This is a genomic window from Flavobacterium sp. GCM10022190 (genome assembly GCF_042656445.1).
In the GTDB taxonomy this organism is placed as follows: Bacteria; Bacteroidota; Bacteroidia; order Flavobacteriales; family Flavobacteriaceae; genus Flavobacterium; species Flavobacterium nitratireducens.
Window position 1 is genome coordinate 42,559 of record NZ_JBHSOQ010000007.1, and the last position, 7,783, is coordinate 50,341.

General features: G+C 28.6%; 8 protein-coding genes. 6 read left to right on the forward strand and 2 right to left on the reverse strand.

What is annotated here, in order from left to right; genetic code table 11:
• Positions 1-100: 100 nt before the first annotated feature.
• The 5 genes from ACFPTQ_RS15970 (at position 101) to ACFPTQ_RS15990 (ending at position 4,707) form a co-directional block, all read left to right on the forward strand.
• Positions 101-2,188, forward strand: a complete 2,088-nt coding sequence (locus ACFPTQ_RS15970; RefSeq protein ID WP_379778960.1) for a M48 family metallopeptidase — start codon at positions 101-103, stop codon at positions 2,186-2,188.
• A 29-nt stretch (positions 2,189-2,217) separates the two neighbouring features.
• Positions 2,218-2,703 (forward strand): GyrI-like domain-containing protein, encoded by a 486-nt coding sequence (locus tag ACFPTQ_RS15975; protein ID WP_379778963.1) that lies wholly within the window; start codon positions 2,218-2,220, stop codon positions 2,701-2,703.
• A 110-nt stretch (positions 2,704-2,813) separates the two neighbouring features.
• Complete coding sequence (gene chrA, locus ACFPTQ_RS15980; RefSeq protein ID WP_379778966.1) at positions 2,814-3,941, forward strand: chromate efflux transporter; 1,128 nt, start codon at positions 2,814-2,816, stop codon at positions 3,939-3,941.
• Between the two features lie 30 nt (positions 3,942-3,971).
• Positions 3,972-4,043 (forward strand): pyridoxine 5'-phosphate oxidase C-terminal domain-containing protein, encoded by a 72-nt coding sequence (locus tag ACFPTQ_RS15985; RefSeq protein ID WP_379778981.1) that lies wholly within the window; start codon positions 3,972-3,974, stop codon positions 4,041-4,043.
• A 160-nt stretch (positions 4,044-4,203) separates the two neighbouring features.
• A complete protein-coding gene (locus tag ACFPTQ_RS15990) occupies positions 4,204-4,707 on the forward strand; it encodes a CAP domain-containing protein (protein ID WP_379778969.1) in 504 nt (167 codons plus the stop codon).
• Positions 4,708-4,921: 214 nt separating this feature from the next.
• Here ACFPTQ_RS15990 and ACFPTQ_RS15995 read toward each other — a convergent pair whose 3' ends face one another.
• The gene (locus tag ACFPTQ_RS15995; RefSeq protein ID WP_379778972.1) at positions 4,922-5,308 is read right to left on the reverse strand and encodes a flagellar motor protein MotB; all 387 of its coding nucleotides are present in this window, start codon (positions 5,306-5,308) and stop codon (positions 4,922-4,924) included.
• 454 nt (positions 5,309-5,762) lie between these two features.
• A complete protein-coding gene (locus tag ACFPTQ_RS16000) occupies positions 5,763-6,851 on the reverse strand; it encodes a M42 family metallopeptidase (RefSeq protein WP_379778975.1) in 1,089 nt (362 codons plus the stop codon).
• 83 nt (positions 6,852-6,934) lie between these two features.
• Between ACFPTQ_RS16000 and ACFPTQ_RS16005 the strand changes: the two genes are divergently transcribed.
• The gene (locus ACFPTQ_RS16005) at positions 6,935-7,600 is read left to right on the forward strand and encodes a DUF4294 domain-containing protein (protein ID WP_379778978.1); all 666 of its coding nucleotides are present in this window, start codon (positions 6,935-6,937) and stop codon (positions 7,598-7,600) included.
• Positions 7,601-7,783 lie beyond the last annotated feature (183 nt).

The window sequence follows — 7,783 nt, forward strand, 5'->3', positions numbered from 1 at the left end:
AAGCTTATTTATCTTACATTTGCCCCGATAGTTAATTAATAGGAAATAGTTTTTAAACTACTATTTTTTAGAAATAATTAAAATTTTGAAAGACTAAATTATGGTAGTTGCTGTATCCCAGAGTTTTAAAAAAATGACTGTTAGAGCCATTTTGAGCATTTTTCTGTTTGTGATTGTTTACATAACTTTAATTTTATTAGCTATAGGATTGACATTTTTATGTGTGTTGGGAAGTTATTATCTAATAAAAACAAAACCTACTTTTTATACTTTAATGATTGGAGTTGGATTAGTTAGTTTGGGTGTCTTTATTTTAGCATTTTTGTTCAAGTTTCTATTTAAAAAACATACGGTAGACAGAAGTCATTTAATAGAAATAACAAAAGAAAATGAACCGAAATTATTTCAATTTATTAATGAAATTGTTGAAGAAGTAGGTACTACATTTCCCAAAAAAATATATTTATCATCGGATGTAAATGCAAGTGTTTTTTATGATTCCAGTTTTTGGAGTTTGTTTTTTCCGGTTAAAAAAAATCTTCAAATAGGAGTAGGTTTAGTAAATGCTATTTCTAAACAAGAATTAAAAGGCATTTTGGCACATGAATTTGGTCATTTTTCACAAAAAAGCATGAAAGTGGGAAGTTATGTGTATTATGTGAACCAAATTATTTTCAATATGTTATATGAAAATGATTCTTTTGATACTAGCATTCAAAACTGGGGAAATTCAAGTGGTTATATTTCCTTTTTTTTGAGTATTGCTGTTGCGATTATTAGGGGCATACAATGGATCTTAAAAAAAATGTACAGCTTAATTAATATTAGTTATTTGGCTTTATCAAGAGAAATGGAATTTCATGCTGATGAAGTCGCTGCAAATGTCGCGGGTAGTAAATCCTTGCAAGAATCTTTATTACGTATGGATTTGGTAGATTCAGCATACAATTCAGTAATCAGTTTTTACAATGATAAATTAAGTGCTAATTTTAAATCTCAAAATATTTATAAAGAACATTCTTTTGTGCTTAATCATATTGCAAATGATAATCAATTACAATTTAAAAATGCATTACCAGTTGTAACCGATTTAGAGATTAACAAGTTCAATAAATCAAAACTAAATATTGAAAATCAATGGGCTTCCCATCCATCTACTCTCGATAGAAATACTAAATTAGAAAAACTAAAAATTCATAAAGAATACGCAGAGGATGATTTAGCAAATTCTGTGTTTCAAGATTTCGAAAAAACACAAGAAAAACTTACTTCTCATATTTTTTCATCTGTTGAAAATGTGGATTCATTCGCTTTTTTTTCATTTGAAAATTTTAAAAATGAATTTTTAGTGCAGTTCAAAAACAATAGTTTTGATAGTATTTATAAAGGCTATTATGATAATAAAAATCCAATTTATTTTGATGTTGAGTCTGTAGAAAAACCATCCGTAATTAGTCTTTTCGAAACCCTATTCAGTAAAGAGAAAGTGGATAGTGTTTATGAATTGATTGGTTTAGAAAATGATATAAATAGTTTAAAAGCTATTGCAAATAAGGAATTTAAAGTTAAAACTTTTGATTACGATGGACATAAATTCAAAACCAATGAAGCATCTGAAATAATTCCTAAATTAGAAAATGAAATCTCTCAATTAAGAAATAGCATCGCTAATAATGATATTGCTATTTTTCAATATTTTAATAACATGGAAAAAAAAGTGGCTAATGATGAAATTTTGATTTTAAAGTATAAAGCCTTTTTTGAGTACGATAAGAAATATGAAAAGCGACTGAATTATTATAATGATTTGATTAATGCAACAAGCTTTGTGGCTGTGGTTACGCCATTTGAAGAGATTAAATCTAATTTTAAAAAAGTTTATCAATTAGAGCATGAATTTAAAAATGAAATAAAAGAAATGCTCTCTAATGAATTATATCAAAAAGAAATTACGCCAACCATTAAAGATGATTTTGAATTATATTTGAAAGAGGATTGGGTGTATTTTGCGAATAATAAATATATTGACGAAGAATTGAATATACTTTATTCAGCCCTGAATAATTATATTTTTTTACTTTCAAGAAGGTATTTCTTAATTAAAAAAGAATTACTTGATTATCAGTGCGAGTTGCTAGCAATAACAACTAATTCAATTGAAGTAAAAGTTAATGAGTTTCAGTCTTAAATATCAATTAACATCATTAATTTAAAACAATGAAGCCAAGGATAATTGAGTTTACTGAAAAAAAAATTATAGGTTGCAAACAAATGATGAATTATGCAACTTATAATCCAGTTCCTTTATGGCAAAGTTTCATGCCTCTAAAAAAAGAAATAAAAAACACAGTTTCAAGTGATGTATTTTCATTGCAGCAATTTCCTAAAGGTTTTTGGGATCAATTTAATCCATTAACTCATTTTGAAAAATGGGCTGCTGTTGAAGTAAGTAATTTTGATACTATTCCTGTTAGTATGTATACTTTAGTAATTCCAAGTGGTTGTTATGCTGTATTTGATTATAAAGGAGATGGTAGCGATGCTCCTGCTTTTTTTGATGCTATTTTTAGTTCTTGGATTCCTAATTCGGAGTACGTAGTAGATAACCGACCGCATTTTGAAATTTTAGGAGAAAAATACAGAAAAGGAGATCCTAATTCGGAAGAAGAAATTTGGATTCCTATTCGATTGAAATTGATTTGAGTTTGTATTTCAAATCATTAAATGAATCTTGTGTTAAGATTTGTATTTTAAATTCTTTCCGATTCAGAAATTATTATTTTCGCTTACAATTTAGTGTATAAAGATTTATTATGTCTGAAAGTCAGCGATTAAAAGAGCTTGCTCAACTTTTTTTAAAAATAGGTATAATTGGATTTGGCGGTCCAGCTGCTCATATTGCAATGATGCAAAATGAAGTAGTTGTTAAGAGAAAATGGCTAGATGATCAGCATTTTTTAGATTTGCTAGGAGCTACTTATTTAATACCAGGTCCTAATAGTACTGAAATGGCTATTCATATTGGTCAGGAAAGAGCAGGAGTAAAGGGGCTTCTAGTTTCGGGACTTTGTTTTATTTTTCCAGCAGTTATTATTACTACGATATTGGCATGGTTGTATAAAGATTATGGTCAATTGCCCCAAATTCAGCCTTTTTTATATGGAATCAAACCAGCCATTATCGCGGTTATTGTAGGTGCGGTTTATCCATTGGCCAAAAAATCTTTAAAATCGATTTTGCTAGGAATAATTGGTTTAATCGTTTTATTGCTTTCTTTGCTACATTATAATGAAATTATATTGCTTTTTGGGGCTGGATTTTTGGCGTTATTTTGGTTTAGGTTAAAAAATAACTCATCGCTTCAAGCTAATACTATTCTATTTGGATTTTTTCCACTTTTTCAAAATACATTAGTTACTACAAGCAATTGGAATTTATTTTTTATTTTTTTAAAAATAGGTTCCATACTTTATGGGAGTGGTTATGCTTTATTTGCATTTTTAGACGCTGAGTTGGTTTCAAAAGGATTACTTTCTCGTCAGGAATTAATGGATGCCATTGCTGTTGGTCAATTCACACCAGGACCCGTTTTTTCCTCAGTTACCTTTGTAGGTTATCAAATGAAAGGAGCTACTGGGGCATTTTTTGCTACTGTTGCCATTTTTTTACCTTCATTTGTGTTTGTTGCATTTTTAAATCCTTTAGTAAATCGATTAAGAAATTCTAGGAGTTTCACCGTTTTTTTAGATGCAGTTAATGTTTCATCTGTTGCAATAATCATTGCAATTTGTTTGCAAATGGCTTCTGAAACTATTACTGATTGGCGAACAATTTGTATTGCTTTAGTAAGTTTATTTATTAGTTTTCAATTTAAAAAGATATATTCAGCTTTCATTGTTATTGGAGGTTCTTTCTTAGGTTATCTATTGCTCTTAATTTGATTTGAATTTCTTTTTATTCGTAAAAGAAATATTTTACATGTTAGAATTCGTTATTCGCTTCAAGAAGATTATACTTGGAATAGAGAACGTTTAGCTCCTTGATGTAAGATTTTACTTTTTTATCAATTTAAAAGATGTATTTCATCGATTTTTTTTGTAGTTTAACGATAAATCGTTGTATGTTTGAATAAGAAATAAAAACAACAACTAATTATTTAAAGAGTTTGCCCCACAATCTACTTTAAACTTAAACTACTAGCTTATGAAAAGAAATTTACACACGTTAATAGTATTTTTTACAGTATTATTTACAATGAATTCATGTTCATCAGACACAACAGTAGAAACTGCTGATTCAACAACATCTTTGTTAGTAGAAAATTATACTTATTCTGAATTAGAATTAGAAACATTAGAACTAATCAATGAGCATAGAGTGAGTGTTGGATTGAAAGCTTTGGAAAAAATCAATCATATTTCTTCAAAATCAGAAGAACACGATTTTTACATGATTGAAAAGAAAGCGGCTAGTCATGATGGTTTTATGGAAAGAGCAAATAATATTAAAAAAGTATTAGGAGCAAAAACAGTAGGAGAGAATATTGCTTACAATTATAAAAGTGCATTAGCGGCAGTAACAGCTTGGTTAAATAGTCCTACTCACAAAGAAAATATAGAAGGTGATTTTACTCATTTTGGAATTGCAATACGAGAAGACGCCACAACAGGAAAAAAATACTACACAAACATTTTTGTGAAAATATAAAGTAAGGTTGGAATTGGTTTTTAATTAAGTACGATATTTTGCCCCAAATCTATCAACTTAATATCAAAAAAAAGAGTTTATAATCCCCCAATTATAAACTCTTTTTTTATTAATAGAAAAATATTAACCTTTATCGTATTTCATTTTGTTAAAAGATAAGGATGGAAATTGATCTTTTTTTATTTTGCTTTGAAATTTAGTTTTTAATTCGAAGTTATAGTTTTTGGGTTATTAATTGAATTTTTAATTTTTCCAAAATGAAATTAGCCTTTTCTATGTCACCTATAGCAGTCAATGCTTTAGCATATTGTTGGTAATATGAAATATCCAAATCGTAGGTTAATGAGAAAAGTTCACCGTACCATTTAGCTGCTTTAGGCATATTTTTTTCAGCGTAAAAAATATTACCAAGTTTTTGGAATAAATCAACAGATTTATAACCCTTTTCAGCAATGCGCTCATAGGTTTTGGTAACATTTACATAAGCATAATTTTCCCCTTTTTTATCTGTAATATAAACTTTTTGAATTTGAGTTTGGGATTGTACATTTTGTACAAACAAACAAAATAAAAAAGATATAAAAACATTGGCTCCTTTCATAGGTGTAGTAGCAATAAAATGAAAATTAACTTAATCTATTCTGATTTTAATTGACTAAAAAAGTAATATTATAAACAATATTTATCTTATCATTTTTTAGTAAATATATAAGAAAAAAATATATTTTGTAAAAAAAATGCTTTTAAATTATTTTTTTACCAGTTATTGTTTTTTATGATTGAGTAAAAATAAATTTTTTACTACAAAAAAAATATTTTTTAATAATTGGATAATTTAAAAATTAAGGATTCGTATAATAGTGCAAGTTATCAATATTTTAGTTTATTGAAGATGAGTAAATTACTTGATTAAATTGTGAGCAATATTATAAAAGTAGAGAAAAAAAGAAGATGATAACAGATAACAGAAAAGTGTTTTTTTTCAGTTGTACAAATTTTTAATAAAAAGTAATTAGGCTATTTGAAAAGGTATAGCCTAATTACTTTTTTAGTATTTATTTGAAATAAGAGAAAGTTTCTCCGTTTTCTATTTTAAGGATAGTTTCATAAATCAAACGAATTACGTTTTCGACATCTTCCTTATGAACCATTTCTACAGTTGTATGCATATAACGCAAAGGGAGTGAAATCAAAGCCGAAGCAACCCCTCCATTGCTATACGCAAATGCATCTGTGTCAGTACCTGTAACACGTGAAGAAGCTAAACGTTGGAATGGAATTTCTTTTTCTTCAGCAGTTGAAACAATTAATTCTCTCAGGTTATTTTGTACTGCAGGGGCATAAGTAATTACAGGGCCTTTACCTATTTTTGTCTCACCTTCAATTTTTTTGTCAATCATTGGAGTTGTAGAATCGTGACATACATCAGTAATGATAGCAACGTTTGGTTTGATAGTTTGAGTGATCATCTCAGCTCCACGCAATCCTACTTCTTCCTGAACGGCATTAGTAATATATAGTCCAAAAGGTAATTTTACTTTATTTTCATGTAAAAGTCTAGCAACTTCAGCAATCATAAAACCACCCATACGGTTATCAATTGCTCGACAAACAAATTTATTTTCGTTCAAAACGATAAACTCATCTGGATAAGTGATTACACAGCCTACATGAATTCCTAATTTTTCAACTTCTTCTTTAGTAGAGCATCCACAATCGATAAATATATTATGTTGTGTAGCGGCTTCTTCTTTTCCTCTTCCTCTTGTGTGTATTGCAGGCCATCCAAAAACTCCTTTTACAATTCCGTTTTTAGTATGAATGTTCACGCGTTTTGAAGGAGCAATTTGGTGATCAGAACCTCCATTTCGAATCACATATATCAAACCATCATCTGTTATGTAATTTGCATACCAAGATATTTCATCTGAATGTCCTTCAATTACAACTTTAAAATCGGCTTCAGGGTTAATAATTCCTACAGCTGTTCCGTAAGTATCGGTAATAAATGTGTCAACATAAGGTTTTAGATACTCCATCCATATTTTTTGTCCGCTACTTTCGTAACCTGTTGGCGAAGCATTATTAAGGTAGCTTTCTAAAAAAGCCATTGATTCATTGTTTAAAATCGATTTTGTGCTCATAAAAATATTTTTTTGCTAAATTATAAATTTGGTATTACAGTTGTGTATATAATGTATAATTTTACATCAAATTATAATTAGGTATGAAGTCTGTTTGTTTTATAGCAATTTTATTTTTAATTTCTTTATTTGGTTTCGGTCAAGTGGTGCCATATAACCCAAATGCTATGGGGTATGTTTTGACTGAAAAGGATAGTCTTTTAAACGATACAATTAAATTGCCTGAAATTATAATTTCAAAATCAAAATTAGACGAAGAGGGTAGAAAGCAATATTTGATATTACAAAGTAGAGTTTATAAGACTTATCCATATGCTAAATTAGCAGCTGACAGACTTACGAGTCTTAATGTTGGTATGGCTAGACTTTCTTCTGAAAGAGAAAAAAGAAAATATTTTAAAATAGTTGAAGATTACCTTACTAATGAATTTGAAGCAAGGTTAAAAAAATTATCACGCAGCCAGGGTCGAATTTTAGTTAAATTGATACATCGTCAAACTGGAAAAAGTACCTATGAATTAATTAAAACTTTAAAAAGTGGATGGAAAGCTTTTTGGTCAAATACTGCAGCTAGTGTTTTTGACATCGATTTGAAATCACAATACCTGCCATTCCAAACTAATGAAGACTATTTAATAGAGAATATACTTCAAGAAGCTTTCGATACTGGAAGACTTCAAAATCAACCAGCAGCTAACCCTGTAAATCTGGATCAGTTAAACCAGCATTGGGAAAGTAGATTGCCTTAGTCTTAATTAATTGTGATAAATCAAAGTTTATACTATAATATAGTATGAGCTTTGTTAGGAGCTATTTCCCGCTATTCATTTCAATCTTATTGTTTTTAAAGAAAAAACAATAAGGATTTCCATTTCTATCGGTGCTAGGGAAGTTGCTTAAAACGGTATTTCTATAATTGTATAGTGTAAAAA